This window comes from Kluyvera georgiana ATCC 51603, from assembly GCF_001654985.1.
GTDB lineage: Bacteria > Pseudomonadota > Gammaproteobacteria > Enterobacterales > Enterobacteriaceae > Kluyvera > Kluyvera georgiana.
The window spans coordinates 1-1533 of the sequence record NZ_LXEU01000117.1 but is presented as its reverse complement, the minus strand read 5'-3'; the positions used below and the strand labels follow the sequence as shown (position 1 = coordinate 1533).

2 protein-coding genes are annotated in these 1533 nt (G+C 35.6%); both read left to right on the top strand.

Annotated elements, in window-relative coordinates; genetic code table 11:
* Nucleotides 1–287, top strand: a 287-nt coding sequence (locus M989_RS25115; protein WP_245191294.1) for a hypothetical protein, incomplete at its 5' end; no start/stop codon positions are given.
* Between the two features lie 84 nt (nt 288–371).
* Nucleotides 372–1181, top strand: coding sequence for a hypothetical protein (locus M989_RS23905; protein WP_157093600.1), 810 nt, complete (start codon nt 372–374; stop codon nt 1179–1181).
* The last annotated feature ends 352 nt before the right edge of the window (nt 1182–1533 follow it).

The window sequence follows — 1533 nt, the reverse complement described above, 5'->3', positions numbered from 1 at the left end:
CACAAAATCGACAAAACACAGCAGTAATACCCCACTACCTTTCGAAAGGATCAGAAATGCATAACGAAATTGAGAAGTGGCTGAATGAACAAGCCAATGATAATCCAGTTGCGCGAGCTGAACTGGCAAGAACTCTTGTCAAAAAAGTTTATGATTTTGTTAAGTTTAATCGCCCTGAGGGTGAGGGGCTGGATGGTCGTGATGGCCCGGAAAGGCAAAGTCTGGCTAAAATTGTTGATGCAGCAGAAGATCACTATATAAACATGTGCGAAATAAAAAACAAGTAATGTATATAAATCGGCTCAGAGCTAACTTTGAGCCGAAATAAAAAATCAGAATAATTTGCTAAAGAAATAAAAATGAGAAATAAAATGCAAGATATTTTGTCGAACACATTGAAGGTTATAATTTCATTTTTTGTCGCTCTCATTTTAAACAAATTGTTGTCTTTGTTCAGAAAGAGACAGCTTTATTTGTCATGCTGGAATTCTATTGAAAATACTTCAATTGCCGACAATGCGTTTACAATAAACTCTAGCATATATAACAATGGGAAGGATAAAGAAAAAAACGTAATTATAAAAATGCCAAATGGATTAAGTTGTAGTGTTTTATCATCTACTTATGATTATAAAAATGAGAATGGTGAAATACATATAGATAGAGTCCTCCCCTCTGAGAAAATATCAATGGTGATATTGGTTGAAGGTGCAAGGAAATTAGAGAAAAAAATAAAGCCGCGGATAAAATCAGAAGATACAAACGGGAAAGTATATCTAACACAAGATGTAGTCCCTCCCAGTGCTGGGGTCTTAACGTTCACCGTTGCTCTATTCACAACGGTACTAGGCGCATTAAGCTACATGATAAGCAGCGGGGATTCTCCTGAAAAAACAATAGGATATATCCATAACTCTTTGTTTTACAGTGATTACAAAAACAACGGTTTTCTGATTTCCCCATTTGGAAACGACATAATAATAAAAAACTACGACATTGCCAAAAAAGAGTATCCAATAGAATTGGTTGATGCTAGGAAACTTAACGGTAAAATCCAATATAAATTTAGGCTTGTAAATAAGCTAAACTCTCCAATGATATTTAAAGCCAATTATAGAGTGGATTCAATCCATGCTTTTTGGGGGGAGATATCAAATATAAGTGATTTTGCCGATGAATAAACCCAAGAGAAGGCCAAACAAGAAATATATGAAAAGTACCATGCGAACAGCACGGTCATCGGTGGAAAGACATTTTTTGATTCGACAGAGGTTATTGTCAAACCCAATAGCATGAGCTATTTAATATTAAGCAGAGATGATAAAAGCTATCTTACTTTAGATGATATGAATGCTGAGATAGACATCAAGGCATCTGAAGGATTGGTTAATAAAGAGGTAGAGATGTTTTTTCAAGCTAATTACAATGAGAAAATCAGGTCGCTATTTAAATAGTGGTTCGCACAATGACGTTATGCTAAAGAGGCCGCTGCGAGAGAGATTTTCGCAGCGGCCTTTTCAACATAACGTGTCG

Coding starts and splice junctions, on each gene's coding strand:
- M989_RS23905 (WP_157093600.1), top strand. CDS start 372: ATGCAAGATATTTTGTCGAACACATTGAAGGTTATAATTTCATTTTTT.